Annotated in this window: 13 protein-coding genes and 1 pseudogene; 2 read left to right on the top strand and 12 right to left on the bottom strand. The window is 44.0% G+C overall.

The window, feature by feature from the left end:
- Positions 1 to 27 precede the first annotated feature (27 nt).
- The 7 genes from D8886_RS06395 to pcrA form a co-directional block, all read right to left on the bottom strand.
- Entirely contained in the window at positions 28 to 3,906 is a 3,879-nt protein-coding gene (locus D8886_RS06395) for a GBS Bsp-like repeat-containing protein (RefSeq protein ID WP_185761265.1), read from the bottom strand.
- 63 nt (positions 3,907 to 3,969) lie between these two features.
- A complete protein-coding gene (gene tpiA, locus D8886_RS06390; RefSeq protein ID WP_125434679.1) occupies positions 3,970 to 4,728 on the bottom strand; it encodes a triose-phosphate isomerase in 759 nt (252 codons plus the stop codon).
- Between the two features lie 279 nt (positions 4,729 to 5,007).
- Positions 5,008 to 5,862 carry a dTDP-4-dehydrorhamnose reductase gene (gene rfbD, locus D8886_RS06385; RefSeq protein WP_125434677.1) on the bottom strand — a complete coding sequence of 285 codons (855 nt, stop codon included), beginning with the start codon at positions 5,860 to 5,862 and terminating at the stop codon, positions 5,008 to 5,010.
- A 72-nt stretch (positions 5,863 to 5,934) separates the two neighbouring features.
- Positions 5,935 to 6,861 (bottom strand): glycosyltransferase family 2 protein, encoded by a 927-nt coding sequence (locus D8886_RS06380; protein ID WP_125434675.1) that lies wholly within the window; start codon positions 6,859 to 6,861, stop codon positions 5,935 to 5,937.
- 101 nt (positions 6,862 to 6,962) lie between these two features.
- Positions 6,963 to 8,243, bottom strand: a complete 1,281-nt coding sequence (locus tag D8886_RS06375; protein WP_125434673.1) for an O-acetylhomoserine aminocarboxypropyltransferase/cysteine synthase family protein — start codon at positions 8,241 to 8,243, stop codon at positions 6,963 to 6,965.
- Between the two features lie 98 nt (positions 8,244 to 8,341).
- Positions 8,342 to 8,740 carry an NUDIX hydrolase gene (locus D8886_RS06370; protein ID WP_061602706.1) on the bottom strand — a complete coding sequence of 133 codons (399 nt, stop codon included), beginning with the start codon at positions 8,738 to 8,740 and terminating at the stop codon, positions 8,342 to 8,344.
- Positions 8,737 to 11,025 (bottom strand): DNA helicase PcrA, encoded by a 2,289-nt coding sequence (gene pcrA, locus D8886_RS06365; RefSeq protein WP_125434671.1) that lies wholly within the window; start codon positions 11,023 to 11,025, stop codon positions 8,737 to 8,739. The genes D8886_RS06370 and pcrA overlap by 4 nt, the downstream gene beginning before the upstream one ends.
- 260 nt (positions 11,026 to 11,285) lie before the next feature.
- Between pcrA and D8886_RS06360 the strand changes: the two genes are divergently transcribed.
- Entirely contained in the window at positions 11,286 to 12,482 is a 1,197-nt protein-coding gene (locus tag D8886_RS06360; RefSeq protein WP_125434669.1) for a cation diffusion facilitator family transporter, read from the top strand.
- A 32-nt stretch (positions 12,483 to 12,514) separates the two neighbouring features.
- Here the strand turns inward: D8886_RS06360 and D8886_RS06355 are convergent.
- Positions 12,515 to 13,140: pseudogene (locus D8886_RS06355) on the bottom strand (hydrolase).
- 141 nt (positions 13,141 to 13,281) lie between these two features.
- Complete coding sequence (lepB, locus tag D8886_RS06350) at positions 13,282 to 13,839, bottom strand: signal peptidase I (RefSeq protein WP_125434667.1); 558 nt, start codon at positions 13,837 to 13,839, stop codon at positions 13,282 to 13,284.
- A 295-nt stretch (positions 13,840 to 14,134) separates the two neighbouring features.
- Here lepB and D8886_RS06345 point away from each other — a divergent pair, with 295 nt between their 5' ends.
- Positions 14,135 to 15,391 (top strand): ISL3 family transposase, encoded by a 1,257-nt coding sequence (locus tag D8886_RS06345; protein WP_125434665.1) that lies wholly within the window; start codon positions 14,135 to 14,137, stop codon positions 15,389 to 15,391.
- Positions 15,392 to 15,444: 53 nt separating this feature from the next.
- On the opposite strand, the gene pyk is transcribed toward D8886_RS06345, so the two are convergent.
- The 3 genes from pyk to D8886_RS06330 all read right to left on the bottom strand — a co-directional run bounded on the left by pyk (position 15,445) and on the right by D8886_RS06330 (position 21,211).
- A complete protein-coding gene (gene pyk / locus D8886_RS06340) occupies positions 15,445 to 16,950 on the bottom strand; it encodes a pyruvate kinase (RefSeq protein ID WP_125434663.1) in 1,506 nt (501 codons plus the stop codon).
- A 55-nt stretch (positions 16,951 to 17,005) separates the two neighbouring features.
- Positions 17,006 to 18,016 (bottom strand): 6-phosphofructokinase, encoded by a 1,011-nt coding sequence (gene pfkA / locus D8886_RS06335; protein ID WP_125434661.1) that lies wholly within the window; start codon positions 18,014 to 18,016, stop codon positions 17,006 to 17,008.
- An 84-nt stretch (positions 18,017 to 18,100) separates the two neighbouring features.
- Positions 18,101 to 21,211, bottom strand: a complete 3,111-nt coding sequence (locus D8886_RS06330) for a DNA polymerase III subunit alpha (protein WP_312023308.1) — start codon at positions 21,209 to 21,211, stop codon at positions 18,101 to 18,103.
- Positions 21,212 to 21,378: the final 167 nt, after the last annotated feature.

The following is a 21,378-nucleotide window of genomic DNA, read 5'->3' as shown; positions in this document are numbered from 1 at the left end:
AAGGTCCCCCTTGGTTTTTTTGTGTGGTTATTTATAACGAGGTGTCGCAAAACCACGGATATTTCCATGACCGATGCGGTAAGTGTTGCGTTTAACTACGTTATTGCTGTTGCCTTCAATCGTGTGAATGATGCCATTTTTGACTTTTTCGACAATACCGATATGATCAGCCCAGCCATCGTTTTGCTGGGTATCTTTGTCCCAGTTAAAGGTGATGATATCACCTGCGCTAGGTGTCGAATTGCCATCTTCATTCCAGATGCCTAGTCTCTTGAAAATATGAATATGACGCTCTACACCACACTCGCGGCCAATAAGATCGCTCAAGCCCTCTCTTTGGAAAATAACCGTCGTGAAAATGTCGCACCAGTCATCTGTGTTTTTTACAGCATAGCCAACCGGCAGAGGTCTGACACTGTTATAATCGTTGACCAAGCGTTGATGCTCAGCACTGCCTCCCTTGACACCTACCATAGCAGCTGCCGCCGCAAGAACGCGGTCTCGCTGACTAGCTGACTGAGGACGGTTCACAGAGATAGAGGTCTTTTCTCCGCCTGCTCCCTGTAGCTGATTTTGATTATTTAAGTAATACAAGTGAACATTATACTCGCCTGCATTATTCTTATGGTCACGTGCGTAAACATGCTTACGATAAGTACCGTCAGCCTGACGATCAGCCGTGTACCATTGGACATCATCTTGTCCGTTGGCCTCTGACCAAGTCGGCAGGTAAACTGTCTTGAGACCTTCTGGTGCCACAATGCCTGATACTACAATATCAAACTCTCCAGTATCATTATTTTTATTTTGAATACTGATTTTACCCTGCGGCTTACTGATAGACACATTGGTCTTGATGCCGCCTGCTCCTACTAGCTTGCCATCATTTTGCAAATAGTAGAGATGCACATTATACTCGCCCTGAACGTTGTTATGGTCACGCGCATATACATGCTTACGATAAGTACCATCAGCCTGACGATCCGCTGTGTACCATTGGACATCATCTTGGCCATTAACCTCTGACCAAGTTGGCAGGGAAACAGTCTTGAGACCGCCTGGAGATACAATATCTGAAACCACAATATCAAAATCGCCGGTTTCGCTGTTGCGATTCTGAATGCTGATTTTACCTTGCGCTTTTGGTTTCTCAATGGAAATAGTCGTTTTAGTGCCACTCACACCAACCAAGCTACCATCATTCTGCACATAGTAAAGGTGCACATTATATTCACCCTCAACATTATTGTGATCACTCAGACGGACACGCTTACGATAGGTGCCATCCGCTTGACGCTCAGCATCGTACCACTTGATGTCATCTTGGCCGTTGGCTGTAGACCAGGTTGGAACAGAAACACTCTTCACCCCCCCTGGGGATGAGATCCCCGAAACCACAATATCAAAATCACCGGTTTCATTGTTGCGATTCTGGATGCTGATTTTGCCCTGCGGCTTGCTGATAGAAACGTTGGTCTTGATGCCGCCTGCTCCTACTAGCTTGCCATCATTTTGCAAATAGTAGAGATGGACATTATATTCGCCTTGGACATTGTTATGATCGCTCAGGCGAACTCGTTTCCGATAAGTGCCGTCAGCCTGACGTTCTGCGTCATACCATTTGATGTCATCTTGGCCATTGGCCTCTGACCAAGTTGGCAATGATACGCTTTTGAGACCGCCTGGAGAGACAATACCTGAAACCACAATATCAAAATCACCGGTTTCGCTGTTGCGATTCTGGATGCTGATTTTGCCTTGGGCTTTTGGTTTTTCTATGGAAATAGTCGTTTTAGTGCCGCCAACACCGACCAAGCGGCCATCATTCTGCACATAGTAAAGGTGCACATTGTACTCACCCTCAACATTATTGTGATCACTCAGACGGACATGCTTACGATAAGTGCCATCAGCCTGACGCTCAGCGTCATACCATTTAACATCATCTTGACCATTCACAGTAGACCAAGTTGGCAGAGAAACGCTCTTCAGACCGCCCGGAGATGAAATACCTGAAACAACGATATCAAAATCGCCAGTTTCTTTGTTTCGATTTTGAATACTGATGGTCCCCTTAGGTTTGCCAAGAGAAACGGTCGTTTTAGTGCCGCTTACACCAACCAAGCGGCCGTCATTTTGGACATAGTAGAGATGGACATTGTACTCGCCCTGCACATGATTGTGATCACTTATGCGGACTCGCTTACGATAGGTGCCGTCGGCCTGACGTTCAGCAGTATACCATTTGATATCATCTTGACCATTGGCCTCTGACCAAGTCGGCAGAGAGACAGTCTTAAGACCACCAGGGGATGAGATACCTGAAACCACAATATCGAAATCACCAGTTTCGCTGTTACGATTCTGGATGCTGATTTTGCCCTGTGGCTTGATGATAGATACATTGGTTGTAGTACCGCCAACACCGACTAATTGACCGTCGTTGCGGACATAGTAGAGATGGACATTGTACTTGCCAACCGAATCCTTATGTCTGCTAGAATCAACAGAAACTTTATAAGTACCATTGGCCTGCTGAGTGGCTTTGTACCAGATAATATCGTCTTGACCATTAGCTTCAGACCACACTGGAACACTAACAACAGACACTCCATAAGGAGCAGAAACGTTTGAAATCACAACATCAAAGCTGCCGTTGACATTATTCTTATTCTGAATACTGATGTTACCCTTTAAAGACTGCTTAGCAAGAGCAGACTGCTGGGTAAATCTCCCAGTGTAATCAACGCTATGGTCAAATACATGCTTGCCAGCTAACAGCTGAGCCTGGGCTGTAAACTGCCATGCTCCAGCGCCACTATTGTATTTGAGAGATTTAGCTCCATCAAGATTTAAATTAGAAGACGGATACTGGGCCACCCAGAAGTTGCTATAGCCAAATTGCGATGTATTAACCGGTCCCTTGCTGCGAAGATTATTTTGATCCAGCCAGCTGGCACTGGTATAGTACATCAGGTTAGAATAACCCAGTCTGCGCATCTCATCCGCCCAAGCCTGGGTATGCTGGTTGATCCCATTTTGCATTTTAGGATCTTCCATGTCATTGACCATGACTGTGTTTTTAGGCAAACCTAGTCTATTAGCAAAGGCAGCATAATAACGAGCTTCTGCTCTCGCTTCTTCATCACTGGTATAGTGCGAGAAGGCATAGGTCGATACTTGTAAACCGGCTCCCTGAGCATTTCTCACCTGAGACTCGGCAAATGGATTGGTGTAATGGGTTCCTTCAGTTAGTTTGACAACGACACCGCCAACCCCTTGCTGGGCTAATTTACGATAGTCGTCTACGCTGATATGGCCATTGTGGCTGCTGACATCTACAAAGGAAGTACCTTTAATCTCTGCTTGGGAATTCCCGCGGGCTGCCTGAGCCTTTGACCCAGCATTATAAAATACAGTTTTTCCAGCATTACTAGCTTTTGGTGCTGATGCTACTGCAGGACTGGCCTTTGGCTCTGAGGCAATAGCAGAATCTGCAACAGAAGAGCTTGCTTTTGCTGACTGATCAGCTGCAGTTTCATTCTGATTAAAATTATTTGCATCTGACTGAGTTTGCCCTTCTGGCTTAGCAGGTGCCACCTGAGTTTCTACAGTAGCTGATTGAGCTGCTCCTCCAGACTCAACAGCTGTTCCTACAGCATTCGTTATTTGCTCCTCTTGCTTAACTGCTTGAACTGACTGTTCTGCAGATGATACTCCTACAATCGGCTGATTAGACGCTTGCGATGCAGCCGCATTCACTATCTGATTCTGGGAACTAACAGACCTTTCTGTTTTTAAAATTTCTGACTCAGCGATTGTATGTTCCTCGGCTTTTGCAACATTGGCAGTCGCTGCCAACAAAATAGCCGTACTCGCTAAATAAACCAATTCTTTCGATTTCAACTTTTCTCTCCAACTTTTAAAAAACTTGTCACCTTTGGGAGGACAAGTCTTTTTCAACATTTTTTATTTTACAAAATCAAGCAATGCTAAGAAGCTTTCAGCTTCAAGTGATGCACCACCAACAAGAGCACCGTCAACATCTGGACAAGCCATGTAAGACGCAACATTTTCAGGTTTTACAGAACCACCGTACTGAACACGAAACTTGTCTGCTACTTCTTGACCAAAGTCGGCTGCTACAATGTCACGAACTGCTTTACACATCTTTTGAGCGTCGTCTTGAGTTGCTGACTTACCAGTACCGATAGCCCAGATTGGCTCATAAGCTATAACCAATGATGCAACTTGCTCAGCTGTCAAGTCTTTCAAAGCAGCTGATACTTGAGCACCAACGAAATCTACAGCTTTGCCAGCTTCGTAAGTTTCAAGCGATTCACCACAGCAGATGATTGGCACCAGACCATTGCGGAAGATTGCNTGCGCTTTTTTGTTGATGTCTTGGTCTGTTTCATGGAAATAATCGCGGCGTTCTGAGTGACCGATAACGATGTAGTCAACTCCAACTTCTGCAAGAACTTTAGGGCTGTTTTCACCAGTGAAAGCACCTGCATCTTCAAAGTAAGCGTTTTGGGCTGCAACTTTAAGATTGCTTCCTTTAGCTGCTGCCAAAACAGTTGTCAAATCAAGTGCTGGAGCAGCAATACCAGCTTCTACCAAGTCTGAAGAAGGCAGCTTAGCAGCAACCGCTTCTACAAAAGCCTTTGCTTCTTCAGGATTTTTGTTCATTTTCCAGTTACCAGCAATAAATGGTTTACGTGACATATTCACACACCTCTTCTATTTTATTTATAGTAACATTGTAACACAGTTGCATGAAATAATAAAGGTTATCCACAGAATTTCATCAAATTGAAACATCTTTATTTTAAGGGGATAAGATCTGTGGAAAATTCTTCTCATTCTCATTTTCCACCCGCATCTTCAAGCCAGCTCTTTCTCCACCAGAGCACGCACCTGAAAATCACTTCTTGAGTCTGCTAGAAAAAAAACAGAACCTAGTCTGAGACTAAGTTCTGTCGCTGTTATAAACTTCAAAGAATATCACTGTTTCTTCTCTTGCTTGTAAAACTCTTTCAAGGCATCCTGCCAAGTCGGAATGACAAAGCCTGTAGACTTGGCCTTGGTCAAGCTCATAGTTGAGTTGAAAGGCCGCTTAGCCTTGGCCGGGAATTTGCTGGAATCAACCGGTTGGACTTCCACATCTGTATCTTTGAGAATTTCCACTGCAAAGTCATACCATGTCGTGTCCTCTGCCGCATCATTAGACAGATGGTAATAACCAAATTCCTTTTGATTTTCAGCCAAATGAGTCATAAATTCAGCCAGCGTACGAGTCCAAGTCGGACGGCCATGCTGGTCATTGACCACGGTCAGAGTTTTGTGCGTCTTGGCAAGATTTTGCATGGTAAAAACAAAGTTTTTACCGTAGTTACCAAAGACCCAGGCAGTACGGATAATGTAGAAACGGCTGGAATGTTTCTCAACCAGCTCCTCGCCCATACGCTTGGTACGGCCATACTCAGTCTGCGGATCCGGCCGGTCATCTACTTCCCACTCCTCACCGACAGGCTTTTGTCCGTCAAAGACATAGTCTGTTGAGATGTAGACCAGGGTTGCCCCGTGTGCTTCTGCAGCTTTTGCCACATTTTCAGTCCCAGTCACATTGATGGCATAGTCCAGCTCTTTTCCTTCGTCCTCTGCCGCATCAACAGCGGTATAGGCTGCGCAGTGATAAACCAAGCTTGGCTTGACCTCCGCAAAGACCTTGTCCACCATTTGGTCATTGGTAATATCCATTTCTGCTACATCAACAGCCACATACTCCTCATTGCGCTCATCCAAAAGATAGCGAAGCTCTGTACCCAGCTGTCCATTCGCACCTGTAATTAAAATCATTTGTCTTTCCTTTCACATCATAAACGTTCAATGAGTTTATTATAACAAAAAAAGCAGAAAAAATCTGCTANCTTATTTACTCTTCTCTTTTATCACATAAATTGGACGATGCTTGGTTTCCATGAAGATTTTGCCGATGTATTTACCTAGGATACCGATGGTCAGCAGCTGGAATCCTCCGATAAGGAGAATGACGGTCATGAGGGACGGCCAACCCGATGTCGGATCACCAAAAACCAAGGTACGGATAATAATTACTGCCATCAGGATGAAGGCTAAAATCCAAGACAGGATGCCCCCTAAAAAAGCGATGTTGAGCGGTGCATCAGAGAAATTGACGATGCCTTCCAAAGAATAGTTGAAAAGAGACCAGAAATTCCAAGAGGTCTTACCAGCCACTCGTTCAACATTTTTGTATTCCAAGTACTCGGTATTGAAGCCAACCCAGGCAAAAATTCCCTTAGAGAAGCGATTGTACTCTGAAACTTCCAGAATGGCTTCTACCATCTGGCGGCGCATCAGTCGGAAGTCACGCGCACCATCTACCATCTCTACCTGACTAATCTTGTTAATCAGCTTATAGAACAAATTGGCAAAAAAGCTTCGGATTGGCGGCTCTCCCTCACGAGTAGTGCGGCGGGTTCCCACACAGTCCAGCTNAGGATTCGAGCCCAGCATAGCCTTCATCTCAATCAAAAGCTCTGGCGGATCCTGCAAGTCCACATCCATGACTGTCACCAAATCCCCGCTCGCCTCTTGCAAACCAGCATAGAGGGCTGCTTCTTTCCCGAAATTACGAGAAAAGGACAGATAGTGCACATCTGGACAGCGACTGCTGAGCTCACGCAAAACAGCCAAGGTTTGGTCTGTCGATCCGTCATTGACAAAAATATATTCAAACTGGTCACGGATTTGATATTTCACCGCTTCCATAGCTTCATGAAACAAAGGAATAGATTCTTCTTCATTAAAGCACGGAACAATCACCGAAATTGTCATTTAAATTACCTACTATTTTTATATATTCCATTCTATTATAACAAAAAACTAGGCGAAAACCTAGTTTTATTCTTATTTGCTCTGTCTAGAAGCCTTGAAAATTAGATAGATTCCAAGGCAATCCTCAAATCCTCAATCAAGTCATCCACATTTTCAAGGCCAATAGAGAGACGGATTTGATTTGGTGTAATGCCTGCTGCCAGCTGATCTTCTGGCGACATCTGACCATGAGTCGTCGTAGCTGGATGGACGACCAGAGACTTAGCATCTGCTACATTGGCCAAGTCAGAGAAAATCTCCAGGCTGTCAATAACTTTACGAGCTTCTTTCTCCCCACCTTTGACATTAAAGGTGAAAATTGAGCCCACGCCTTTAGGAAAATATTTTTCTGCTAAAGTATGATAAGGACTGTCAGCAAGCTTGGGATAATTGACCTGCTCAACCTTAGGATGCCCTGCTAGGAAATCTACAATCTTCTCGGCATTGGACACATGGCGCTCTACTCGCAAAGAGAGAGTTTCCAAGCCCTGCAGGAAGAGAAAGGCATTGAAGGGGGACATGGCTGCGCCCGTATCACGCAAGAGCTGAGTCCGGACAGCAGTGACAAAGGCTGCTGCTCCGACATCGCGCGTATAACTGATATCATGATAACTCGGGTCCGGATCAACAAACTGTGGAAACTTGCCAGAAGCTTCCCAGTCGAAGCGACCGCTGTCCACAATCACACCGCCGATGCTGGTTCCGTGACCGCCGATAAACTTGGTCGCAGAATGCACCGCGATATCCACTCCATGAGAAAAGACATTGATCAAATAAGGCGTAGCAAAGGTATTGTCAGAAATCAACGGAATCTTGTGAGCATGAACCAGCTCTGCCAAAGCTTCAAAGTCAGGAATATTAATCAAAGGATTGCCCAAGCTTTCAATCAGAACCAGCTTGGTATTGTCCTGAATGGCTGCTTCTACTTCAGCCAGATTTTCAATATCCACAAAAGTCGTGGTAATGCCATAGCGAGGCAGGGTTTCCTTGAGCAAATTAAAGGTGCCGCCGTAGATGGTGGAGGCTGCCACTACATGGTCGCCAGCATGCGCCAAAGCTAGAACGGTATAGGTAAGGGCCGCCATACCAGAAGCTGTTGCTAGGGCTCCGACTCCACCCTCCAAAGCCGCAATCCGCTCCTCAAAAGCAGACAGGGTCGGATTGGTAATCCGAGTGTAGATATTTCCCGGCTTGCGTAGGGCAAAGAGATCTTCTCCCTCCTGAGTATCGTCAAACACATAGGAAGTTGTCTGGTAAATAGGCAGAGCCCGCGACTTAGTTGTCGGGTCCACTGTTTGTCCGGCATGAAGCTGCAGGGTTTCAAATTTAAATTCACGTGTCATAAGGTCACCTCACTATAGTTATGTGATAAGTCTACCACTAAACGTCTCGCTTGACTAATAGAATTTCCTTATCAAAAGAAATAAAGAGAAGCTATATCTTATAGCTTCTCAGTTATAATCTCAAAAGTCGCCTGATTGCTGGGCCAGTACAGCTGCGACGAAACTTTGTCTAAAGCTACCCACTGAGCTCCTACATGCTCATCTGAAAGCTGGATTTCCTTCTGTTCTGTCAGAACTAGAAAAAGATTCTTGTGGATAGACAGATTTTCATCAATCTTTACCGTAATATCTCCAAGACTAGTCAGATTTGAACAAGCTAAGAGCAAGCCGGTCTCCTCTTTTATTTCACGAAGGCAGGCTTCTTCTGGGCTCTCACCGCTCTCAATCCCACCAGTAATGGGCTGCCAAAAGGAAACTTTCTCATCCTCCACTTTCAAGAGCAGGATTTCTCCATCCTCTGGATGATAGATCCAGGCTTCAATCGACTGTCTCATCATGATTTTTTCTCAATCGGTGCTATGCTGGCCAGCACTTTCTTCAGACCAACTTCTGGGAAATTAATCTTGAGCTCTTGACTGTTTCCACTGCCAGAGACTGCCAAAACTGTTCCATCGCCCCATTTCTTATGGTGGACAATATCTCCGATAGCCCAAGCAACTTCAGGCTTAGATGGCTGGCTCTGACTGCTCTTTCCAAAAGGCAGACTGCCAGTAGAAATCGAATTAGGAGCCGCCTGACGCTTCCGCTCTTGTAGAGCCTGGGCTAGACTCATGCCCTGACCGAATTTGCTAGTATCGCTATTGGTGTAACTGACCTTAAAGGAGCTATTTGCCGGCCGAGCCAGTCCCTGATAGTCTAGCAAGTCTGAACTGATTTCTCTCAAGAAGCGAGTAGGATGATTATAGTTGGTTTTACCATAAAGCATACGGGAATTGGCATTGGTCAGATAGAGAATCTTCTCTGCTCGGGTGATGCCAACGTAAGCAAGACGCCGCTCCTCTTCCAATTCATCCTCATCTTCAGATGCTCGGCTCAGAGGGAAGACATTTTCCTCCATTCCAACTAGAAAGACGACTGGAAATTCCAATCCCTTAGCCGCGTGAAGGGTCATCAAAGTCACTTCAGAACTCTCCTGATCTCCGTCGTCTGTATCTGCAATCAAGGCTAAGTCATTGAGAAAACGGCTGAGCTTGTCAAGACCAGACTCATCAGCAGGATTGTCTGGACTTTCATCAAAGTTCTTGGTTACAGACAGGAATTCTTCAATATTTTCAATCCGTGCTTGGCTTTCCAAGGTTGCCTGGGCTGCCAAGTATGCAGTATAACCTGTCTTTTCTAAAACGGCTTCTACCAGCTCCGTCACTGTAAAGTCATTCAAGCGCTCCCGTAAATCCAGAAGCAGATTGGCAAAATCATAGACCGCCTGAGCTGCCTTGCCCTTGACTGGCGACAGCAGGATATTAGCCGACGCATCTAGCAAGGAGATTTCCTGACTGGCTGCAAAATTCCGAATTTTCTCCACCGTTCCTGGACCGACACCACGTTTGGGCTCATTTACCACTCGCTCATAGCTGATATTGTCGCTAGGATTGGCAATAAGATTGAGATAAGAAATAACATCGCGTATCTCCTTGCGGCTGTAGAACTTGGTGCCACCGACCATAGTATAGGGAATATTGGACTTTAGCAGGGCTTCCTCCACTGTCCGTGACTGGGCATTGGTCCGGTAAAGAACTGCAAAATCCTTATGACTGTATCCTTCTCGGCTCAGCTGATCAATAGTTCGGGCGACAAAGAGAGCCTCGTCCTGCTCGTCATTAGCCCGATAGTAGACAATTTCCTCACCGTCTTCGTTTTGAGTCCAGAGATTTTTAGGACGGCGGTTTCGGTTGTTTCGGATGACTTCATTAGCTGCCTGAAGGATGGTTTTGGTGGAACGATAATTTTCCTCCAGAAGAACTACCTTAGCTTCTGGATAATCTTTTTCAAAGTCCAGGATATTCTGCATATCAGCTCCCCGCCAGCCATAGATAGACTGGTCAGCATCTCCGACCACACAGATATTCTTAAAGCGGGAAGCCAAGAGCTTAACCAGCTGGTACTGGGCATGGTTGGTATCCTGATACTCGTCCACATGGATGTACTGATAGCGTTGCTGGTAGTAGGTTAGGACGTCAGGATTTTGATCAAAAAGTCGCAAAGTAAGCATGATCAAGTCATCAAAGTCCATGGCCTCAGACTGGCGCAATTCCTTTTGATAGGTCGTGTAACACTTAGCCACAATCTCTGTATACATATCACCAGCTAGATTCGCATAGGTCACCTCATCAATCAGGTCGTTCTTAGCATTAGAAATAGTACCCAGAATGGCGCGCTCATTCCACTTTTTAGGATCTAGATTGAGATTTTTAAGAATCCGTTTCATCAGAGTCCGCTGTTCGCCTGGATCAACGATTGTGAAGTTGCGGTTGTAGCCAATATGGTCTGCCTCTCGCCTCAGGATGCGCACACACATGGAGTGGAAGGTGGCAATTAAGCAGTCTTGGGCCTCCGTTTTAAGTTTTTCAGCCCGTTCTCTCATCTCCCGCGCAGCCTTATTAGTAAAGGTAATGGCAAGGATATTCCAAGGATTGACCATCTTCTCATCAATCAAATAGGCAATACGGTGGGTCAGGACACGGGTCTTACCCGAACCAGCTCCCGCCATTATCAGCAAAGGCCCTTCTGTTGTCTGGACCGCCTCAGCCTGACGGTCATTCATACCGTTTAATAAAGGATGCATTTTTCTTCCTCTTTCAAAGTCAATGCTACTATTATAACAAAAATCCTGATGAAGCTAAACCAGAAAGAAGAGGAATTTCTGATTTTAGATTAGATTTTAGGAAAAGTCATTTAAGACGCCCTAAGCCCGAAGGAAATTGAAAATCAGGCCTATTTTTGCTATAATATGCCCATATGAGACTTAGAACATCTGTCCAGAGATGACATTTCTTCTCAAGTCTCTTTTCCATTCTGCTGCCCCACTTAGAAAGAAAGGCTGTCATGAAAAATCCTAGTAACAATCTGAAGCTAGCGGAGAGAGGAGCCATCCTTTCCATCGCTACCTATCTGATTCTCTCCGCGGTCAAGATTATCGCAGGCTCCACTCTCCAGTCCTCCAGTCTGACAGCCGATGGCTTCAACAATGTCTCTGATATTGTGGCTAATATCGCCGTTTTAATTGGCCTGCGTATGGCCAGAAAACCAGCCGACCGTGACCATCGCTTCGGCCACTGGAAGATAGAAGATCTGGCCAGTCTCGTCACATCTTTTATCATGTTTTTCGTTGGATTTGATGTCTTGATAGAAACCATTCAGAAAATCATCTCCAACCAAGAAACCAAGCTTGACCCTATTGGTGCCGTGGTCGGAATCATCTCGGCAATCATTATGTTAGGTGTTTATTTTTACAATAAAACACTGGCTAAAAAAGCTCACTCCAAGGCTCTGGATGCTGCAGCCAAGGACAACCTGTCAGACGCTGTCACTTCTATCGGCACTTCAGTTGCTATCATTGCCAGCGCCTTTAACTTTCCAATAGTTGATAAGCTGGCAGCCATTGTCATTACCTTCTTCATTCTTAAGACAGCCTATGACATCTTTATGGAATCTTCCTTCAGCCTGTCCGACGGCTTTGATGAAAGCCTGCTGCAGGACTACAAGCAAGCTATCCTGGAAATTCCTAAAATCACTCAGGTTAAGTCCCAGCGGGGTAGGACCTATGGCAGTAATATCTATCTAGATATTATTCTTGAAATGAATCCAGATTTATCTGTTTTTGAAAGCCATGAGATTGCGGACCAAGTTGAGGATATGTTGATGGAGCGCTTTGGGGTCTTTGACATTGACATTCATATCGAGCCCGCTCCCATTCCTGAAGATGAGAGATTGGAAAATCTTTACCCAAACTTGCTCATGCGTGAGCAGCTCGTGGAGCAAGGCAGCCAACTGGATACGCTTCTGTCAGCAGAATTTCTCTATATTTCCCAAGATGGCCGACAGCTGAACAAGGCTGAATTTCAGGTAGAAAGAGCCTCAAAAACACCTATCAAAAACTTTGAACTGCTTTCTGTCAGCCAGAAAACCAAGCTCATCCGCTATGAAATGGACGGTGTCATCCATACCAGCCTCTGGCGCCGCCACGAAGTATGGCAAAACATCTTTCACCAAGAGACACGAAAAAACCAGTCTGATGACTAAGTCAGTCTGGCTTTTTCATTGCAACACATCATTCATTTCCCCGTATAATAGATAACAGTAATACTATCTAGACTTTGCAAATTTGTTGGTTTCTCTTTAGCTTTCAGGCCGTCTTTTTCAGGATTATAAGACAAATGATAGTTGTCATAGCTATCATCTAGGTAGGTATAAATCTTTATCTTATCATTAACAAGGAACGTAGTTTCTCTTGCCTGTCCAAAAGGCTTTCTTGAAATCTTTGTAAATTCAATTTTTTCAACATTTTCATAGTGATTCAGTAAAAATAAAGCCAGCCCCTCTTCCTGATTGCGCACCTTTACTTTTTCCTCAGTCGTCAGCCAAGCATTTTGTCCAGAGTAAATAACATCCGTCTCACCCGCATCTTTAAAACTTGTGACCTTCTCTTTCTTTTTCAGACGAAAAGTCAATTCTGTCGAATCAGTGTGAGAGCTATCATTTATATTATAGTTTTCATCTTTTGAGTCCAAAGAAACATGTGGGATATAACTGGTGTCATTTACTATGAGACTAACGGAATCCTCTTTCCATAAATTTCCCTTGGATTTTCACCATCTCTATTTACTATACTGCTGCATGCTGTCAAAAAATTTAGAGCCAGTATAGCAAAAAATAATAATTTCTTCTTTCTTGACTTCAAAAGCAATCTCCTTTTTGCGGTCTTTTGATATTAGTATACCACATCAGGACAAGTATCTTTATGTTTACTTGTAACTTTAAAGTTGATTTTCAAAGAAAAAAACCAAGGCTCGCCCTGCCTTGGTTGAAAATAGACTTCAATTTACTTATTCNTAATAAAACCAAATTCATTAAGANGTGAGAGTCGGAACTCCACCACTCCCTTGATTTGACTGGCTTTTATGAGTCCAAATTCTCGGCTGTCCTTGGTATTTTCACGTCGGTCATTAAGAATCAGATAAGAATCTTTAGTAATTTTATCAGACTTTGAGTCTTTTAAATCCATAATAGAGAAATCATGAGTATAGTAACCCGAACTTCCTGCTGAAGCCAAATATTTCTCGCGCATTTTCTCAATGTATTCTTCCGACATGACCTGGCCGTTCAGGTAAAGGAGATCATCCATATAGGTTACCTGATCTTTTTCTTGGGCAATGACCCGGCCGACATAGTCTTTACCGTCCACTTCATAGAGGACAAAGTCTCCACGCTTGATGTCTTGCTTTCTCGTCGCCAAGACCAAGTCATTCTTTGCCACATAAGCATTGCTGTCTTGTTCAGTCACCCGATAAGGCGTATAAATAAAAACTCTCAACCCTATAATGATAGCTGCTAGAACTGAAAAAATAATGACATTTCTTAATAAATCTCTCTTTAACATCTGTCTCTCCCATCTCTTTTATACCATTATATCATTTTTAGACAAAATAGACAAAGGGACAATCTTATTTCAAAAATCAAAACGCTGACGTGTCCTTCTTCCCACACAAGATAATGATCATCACTTCGACNAGAGAAAAAACCGATGATTTTTCAATCAACGGTTCTTTTTTGGCTCTATAATTTCTGTAGTGGGTAAAACTACCATAGGAATTATGGAGCCTATTTTGTTGTAGAAAAAAAGTCCCATAAGACCTATAATGAAAAGTGACCAAACCATCATTAGAAAGAATCTTATGGAACAATTAAATTTTATCACAAACTTACTCGGAATTAAAGACAAGAACATTATAATCTTGAATTATCTGGATTCTAAAACACATAAAGAAATCATCGCTAAGCTTGATTACCCTGCATCTAAATGTCACAACTGTCATGGACAAATGGCTAAATATGACTTCCAAAAAGAATCTAAAATTCCCTATCTAGAGTGTGCGGGCTACAAGACTCTCATTCGATTGAGAAAACGACGTTTTCGTTGTAAAGTCTGCGGGAAAATGGCTGTCGCAGAGACTTCCTTAGTCAAGAAGAACCACCAAATCTCAACGATCGTCAACCAGAAAATCACTCAAAAATTAATCGAGAAAATCCCTATGACTGCTATCGCCGAAAGTTTATCCATCTCTACTTCAACAGTCATTCGTAAATTGAAAGAATTTAAATTCAAGACAGATTTATCTTCCCTTCCAACTCACATGTCTTGGGATGAGTATGGCTTCAAGAAAGGTAAGATGAGCTTCATTGCACAGGATTTTGATTCCAGAAAGATCGTAGCTATCCTTGATGGGCGGACTCAAGTAACTATTCGCAATCATTTCCTTCGTTATTCTAGACAGGTGAGAAGTCGTGTGAAAGTCATTATCATGGACATGTTTAGTCCCTACTACGATATTGCTAGAAAACTTTTTCCAAATGCAAAAATTGTTCTCGACCGCTTTCACATTGTCCAGCATCTCAGTCGAGCTATGAATCGTCTTCGCATCCAAATTATGAATCAGTTTGATCGGAGATCGCACGAATATAAAGAACTGAAACGTTACTGGAAACTCATTCAACAGGATAGCCGTAAACTCAGTGATAAACGTTTTTATCGACCAACTTTTCGGTCACACTTGACCAATAAAGAGGTTCTAGAAAAGCTGCTTTCATACTCTCAAGAACTTAGACAGCACTATAATCTCTATCAACTCCTACTCTTTCATTTTCAAGAGAAACAAACGGAACATTTCTTTAGTCTTATTGAAGAAACAATTTCTTCTGTAAATCCTATTTTTCAAACTGTTTTCAAGACCTTTTCGAAAGATAAAGACAAGATCATGAATGCACTGGAACTTCCCTACTCAAACGCAAAACTAGAGGCTACCAATAATATCATCAAAGTCATCAAGCGAAATGCTTTTGGCTTCCGGAACTTTGACAACTTTAAAACTAGAATTCTCATTGCTTTGAACATCAAAAAGGAGAGAACCAATTTGGTCCTCTCCAGGGTATAGCTTTTCATCAACCCACTACAGTTGACAAAGAGCCTCTTTTTTATTATCTTAGATTAACGTACTGTACGGATACGCATTGTGTTGGTACGAACTGCTTCACCAAGCGGCACACCAGCAACGATAACGATATCATCACCAGATTCAACCAAGCCTTGCTCAACCGCAATCTTTTCAGCGATGTCAAACATATCATCTGTGTTAGATGGCCTGTTTGTAGTCACTGGAATTACACCCCAGTTCAGCATAAGACCGCGTTGAGTCAATTCGTCGAAAGTGATAGCCAAGATATCAGCATTTGGACGGTATTTAGAAATCAAGCGAGCTGTGTGACCAGTCTTAGTAAGGGTAACTACCAACTTGATATCCATTGAGTTTGTAGCATCTTTAACTGCTGAAGCCATAACTTCAGTCTTAGAGTTACGCTCAAAGTTATCAGTTGTCAAACGGCCATATTCGTTAAGAAGGGTTTGAGCATTCTTATCGATAGTAGCCATTGTTGTTACTGACTCAAGTGGGTATTTACCATTTGCAGACTCGCCTGAAAGCATAGTTGCATCAGTTCCGTCGATAACAGCGTTAAATACGTCTGATACTTCTGAACGAGTTGCACGTGGTTTTTCTGTCATGGTTTCAAGCATGTTAGTTGCTGTGATAACCACTTTACCAGCTGCATTTACCTTAGTGATGATCATCTTTTGGTAAACTGGAACCATTTCGAATGGTACTTCGATACCCATGTCACCACGGGCAATCATGATACCGTCAGCAGCTTCAATGATTTCGTCCAAGTTATCGATACCTTGTTGGTTTTCGATTTTCGCGAACAATTGAACATGGCCATTACCAGTTTCTTCACAGATTGCACGAACTTCGTTGACGTCTTTTGCAGTACGTACAAATGAAATAGCAATGAAGTTAATTCCTTGCTCAAGACCAAAGCGGATATCGTCATTGTCACGCTCAGCAAGTGCTGGGAAAGGAATCTTAGTGTTAGGGATGTTCACACCTTTTTGCTTAGCAATGATGCCGTCGTTTTCAACTTCTACTTCAAATTCACGAGTAGCATCGTCTTTAGCAATAACACGAAGACCAAGTTTACCATCGTCAACCAATACTTGACGGCCAACTTCAACATCATCGTAGATGTCCAATCCGCCAGCAACGTTCAAAGCAATTACTTCACGAGTAGATTTGATACCTTGCTTAGTAGCAACACGGATTTTTTCACCAGTCTTGTATGAATACTCTTTTGCATCGCCTTCGAACAATTCTGTACGAATTTCTGGTCCTTTTGTATCAAGAAGGAAACCAACTTTTTGGCCAGCAATTTCTTCTGCACGCTTAACAGTTGCCATGCGCTCTCCTTGCTCAGCATGGTCACCGTGTGAGAAGTTGAAACGGAATGTGTTTGCGCCAGCTTCAATCAACTTAGCAATGTTTTGAGCTGATGCTTCAACATCCAGCTTTTCTCCCCAATATCCGTCATCACCGAATTTTTTACCACCGCGGATTTCTACCGCAGGACCTAATGTTGCAACGATTTTTACACGTTTATTCATGATTGTATGAAACTCCTTCTCTATTTGGCCTCTTGGCCTGAATAACAAATAATAATTAAATATTGATGCTGCGGTTCAAATCAGCCAAGTCCAGATCAGCCTTGTGCGGATTATTGACGACAATCTTGCCTTCAGCAGTCAAGCTAAAGAGTGCTCCTTCTTCAGCAGTTCCCAGGATTGGGCTTTCAACCATCTGCTCATTGCGGATTCCAACAGCAACTCCGCCGATACCTGCTTTAAGCAGTTTAACAGCATGTGCTCCCATACGAGATGCAAGAACACGGTCACGCGCAGTCGGTGAGCCTCCACGCTGGATATGTCCGAGCTCTGTGACACGCAAATCGCTCATATCTCCAGCTTCTTTCAGCTTTTCAGCAAATTCATCCGCTGACATGACACCCTCAGCCAAGACGATGATGTTGTGCTTCTTACCCTTGGCATAGCCACTCTTAATGCTTTCAACAACTTCTTCGATCTTGAAACCTTCTTCAGGAACGATGATTTCGTCCGCACCAGATGCAATACCTGCCCAGAGAGCAATATCACCAGCATTACGTCCCATTACTTCGATAACGAAAGTACGACGGTGACTGGATGAGGTATCCCGAATCTTGTCAATCGCATCCATGGCTGTAGTAACAGCTGTATCAAAACCGATAGTGAAGTCTGTTCCGACGATATCATTGTCAATGGTTCCTGGAACACCGACAGCTGGGAAGCCATGCTCTGTCAAGCGCATCGCACCGTGGTAAGATCCATCACCACCGATAACAACGACACCTTCGATTCCATGTTTTTTAAGCTGCTCAATCCCTTTCAGCTGCCCTTCAACTTGGGCAAACTCAGGGTAACGAGCAGAGTGAAGGAAAGTTCCACCGCGAGAAATAATGTCACCAACTGATGTCGCATCAAGTGGATAAATCTCGCCAGCTACCATTCCAGCGTAACCATCATAAATCCCGTAAACTTCCATTCCTTCGGAAATTGCTTTACGAACAACCGCACGGATGGCAGCATTCATACCAGGGGCATCACCACCACTAGTCAAAACAGCAATACGTTTCATTTCGCTTTTTGCTCCTTTTTCTTTTTAACATTCTTATAGATTATACCACAATCATCATGAAAATTCTCTTATTTTCCATATTTTTTAACGAAAAATCGTTTTCATAGTATAATTCTTCAATTCCTCTTGCAGCTGCTCCGATTTCTCCACTCGGAAATGCGGTGCAGATATGGTTCGCTTCTCATCTTCATAGCGCAGGACAACCGGAATATTACCGGGGTATTTCTGCAAAATATGAGATATTGCCCGATCATGCTCATGTCCAGCAAGTTTTATCCAGAACCGTTCTGTAGTGGCTTCTTCTATATCTGACAAGACCAACTGTAAGCGTCCATCCCGTTCCTGCATCTTGCCGGTCAAGTAGTAAATCCCCTTCTCCTTAATACGTTCGGCCAACTGACGATAGGTATCAGGAAAGAGGGTAACATCCAGTTTTTTCTTCGTATCTGAAACCTGCAAGAAGGCCATATTCTCGCCCTTTTTGGTCCGGATAGTCTTAATAGACTGGACTTGAGCTAAAATCCTAGCTCTGCTATTTTCGGTCAGCTCACTAATCCAGCTAAAGGGCTGGTCCGCTTCTTTGGCCAGTTTAACCAAGGGGTGATCACTAAGCCCCACACCGATAATGCTCTGTTCCAGCTCAAACTTTTCAGCATCGCTAAAATCCTGAGCCTCTGTCCAAGAGTAGGTCGTATCCGCAAAGAGGCTGCCCAGCTCATCCGCAAATACAAATAGATTAGGCAGATTGGCTAGAATTTTTTGGCGATTTTTCTCAAAACTGTCAAAGAGCCCCAGCTGGATCAGAGGAGTCAGCAGCGGAATCTTATGGTAATTCTGAGGCAGGCGCAGAATAAAGTCTTCTACCCCAGTAAAGGCAGCATTTTGTCGCTCTTCGATAATCCAGTATGCCAAATCCCTAGGCAAGCCTTTGATATTTTTCAGGCCTAAAAAAATCTTCTTATCCTGAAACTTATCATGGTAGGGGATATTGTTAATACTGAGGGGCGCTGTTTCAAAGTCAAAACTCAGGGCATCGGTGATATAGTCGCTGCTAGAATAATTGAGCATGACATCAAAGAAAACATCTGGATAATGAGCCTTGAAGTAAGCCAACTGAAAGGCCAGAGCTGAGTAGGCGTAGGCATGGCTGCGGTTGAAGCCATAACCAGCAAACTTCTCCATAATAGCAAAGACTTCCTTGGCTTTGGATTCCGAGTGACCTAGCTTGAGAGCACCTGCAACAAAGTCCTCCTGCATGCGGTGCATTTCAGCAGCACTTTTCTTACCCATTGCCCGCCGCAAAATATCGGCTTTCCCCAGACTAAAGCCACCAAAACGCTGGGCTACCTGCATAACCTGCTCTTGGTAGAGCATGATACCGTAAGTCGGAGCTAGAATATCAGCCAAACTGTCATCAATCAGCTCCACCTGCTCCAGCCCATGCTTTCTCTTGACAAAATTGTCGATGTAATCACTGGCTCCAGGACGATTGAGAGAGGTTGTGGCCACTACTTCTTCAAAGCAAACTGGCTGAACCCGCTTGAGCAGGCTGATAGCACCCGGCTGCTCAAACTGGAAAATGCCCTTGGTCTGGCCAGCCGCAAAGAGTTTCAGAGTTTCTGCATCCTCCAAGTCAATCTCTGCAATCTCAATATCTACCTCATATTTTTTCAGGGTTGCTTCTTTCATCCGCTGGACAAAGGTCAGATTGCGCAAGCCCAGAAAGTCCATCTTAAGCAGACCGTTGCTCTCCACACCGTGGGCATCATATTGGGTGATATACATGTCCTCACCGTATTTGAGCGGTATCTGGTCTGTCAGGTCATTGTCACTCATCACAACGCCGGCTGCATGGATAGAAGTCTGACGGGGATGACCTTCAATTTTTTTAGCAATATCAAAGGCCTTTTGATATTCTAGTTTGCTATTGATAATCTGACGAAAGCCCATATTTTTCTCATAAGCAGAGGTCAGACTATCCCCGAAGCGGATTTTCTTGGTGATATTGGTTAGCTCATACTCTGGCAGACCGAAACGCTTGAAAACATCGCGAATGGCCTGCTTGGCTCCGAAAGTCGAGTAGGTCACAATCTGAGCCGCATGCATACTGCCATAGCGGTCACGAACATAGCGGATAAACTCTGGCCGGTAAACATCAGGAATATCGATATCAATATCGGGCATGGTATAGCGCTCTAGATTGAGAAAGCGCTCAAAGAGCAGGTTGTTCTTGACTGGGTCAATCCCAGTAATCTCCAAAGCATAGGCCACCAGACTGCCAACAGCAGATCCTCGGCCCATGCCCATATAGTAGCCCTGACTGCGACCAAAGCGCAGCAAATCCCAGACAATGAGAAAATAATCATCAAAGCCCATCTGATGAATGACAGCCAGCTCCTGGTCCAGCCGTTCCTGATAAAGTTTACCTGTTAAACCGCGTTTTTTTAAGCCAGCTTCGGAGCGCTCCCGCAACTCTTCCACGGCTGGTCGCTCCCGATTAAAGCGGGGCAGTTTCAGCTCCCTATTGATATCATAGTGAACATGACGGACTAGCTTCTCAAGATTAGCCAAACTCTCTGGGAAAGTTTCCTTAAAAGCTCCTGCCAGAGCATCTGGTGCCAGCAAAAACTCATGATTGGGAAGGCTGCCAATCTCCCGCAGGCTGGCATTTTCTCGAATAGCCCGGAGCATCTGCAAGGTTTCCAAATCCCCCCTATCAAAATATCGGACGGTATGCAGGGGCAGGGTTGGTCGACCAAACTCCTGCTGGAGCGTTGCTGGAAAGACTCCAACATAAAAATCCAACCCCAAATCCAGATCTGCTACTCCGTCAAAAGCAGGAACAATCACAGCCAACCCCTTAAAGAGATGCTGGAAATCCTCCCAGTTTTTTTGTCCCATCATCTTGAGAGTCGAGACTTTCATCAGATTGCGATAGCCTTGACTGTCCAAGGCCAGCAGACGGAGATGAAGCTCCTGCTCTGCCTTGATCAGACTCAGCTCCAAGCCTAAAAGCGGCTGCAGTCCCGCAGATTCGGCTTCCTCTAAGAAATGATAAGCCCCATAGAGATTGTTCACATCCATCATGCCCAGATGACTGTATCCTAACTCCTTGGCTTTTTGCACATATTTCTTTATCGGGATTAAGCTATCCATAAAACTGTAAACAGTCTTGGTATCAAGTTGTATCACCACATTTTTCTCCTTGAACATGCTTTGCTTCTTCTTATAACTATTATACCGCAATTCACTGAATGAGGGAAATAGGAGTTTGACCGAACAGAAAGATTCCATTCATCCTTTCCGGCTTTCTTTGCCATTTTCCTAAGGAAAAGGTATAATAATTGTAAATTGAAGAAAAT

Origin of the sequence: Streptococcus sanguinis (genome assembly GCF_003943655.1) — a bacterium.
In the GTDB taxonomy this organism is placed as follows: domain Bacteria; phylum Bacillota; class Bacilli; order Lactobacillales; family Streptococcaceae; genus Streptococcus; species Streptococcus sanguinis_F.
The sequence above is the reverse complement of the archived record's forward strand: the minus strand, read 5'-3'. Positions and strand labels throughout refer to the sequence as shown.